This is a genomic window from Enterobacter sp. ENT02, assembly GCF_019219165.1.
Classification (GTDB): domain Bacteria; phylum Pseudomonadota; class Gammaproteobacteria; order Enterobacterales; family Enterobacteriaceae; genus Enterobacter; species Enterobacter mori.
Map to the genome: position 1 here is coordinate 1 of NZ_JAHUWD010000052.1, position 225 is coordinate 225.

Sequence of the window (225 nt, forward strand, 5' to 3'; positions counted from 1 at the left end):
TTTGGTAGGCCTGAGTGGACTTGAACCACCGACCTCACCCTTATCAGGGGTGCGCTCTAACCACCTGAGCTACAAGCCTGCAGAGATTTTTACTGCTATTTTCATCAGACAATCTGTGTGAGCACTACAAAGGCAGGTTCTTTAAGGTAAGGAGGTGATCCAACCGCAGGTTCCCCTACGGTTACCTTGTTACGACTTCACCCCAGTCATGAATCACAAAGTGGT

The 225-nt window shown here is 48.9% G+C and carries 1 tRNA gene and 1 rRNA gene; both read right to left on the reverse strand.

Annotated elements, in window-relative coordinates:
- Positions 1–2: 2 nt before the first annotated feature.
- Positions 3–79 (reverse strand) — tRNA-Ile (locus tag KW829_RS22855).
- Between the two features lie 68 nt (positions 80–147).
- Positions 148–225 (reverse strand): 16S ribosomal RNA (locus tag KW829_RS22860); the annotation flags it as partial.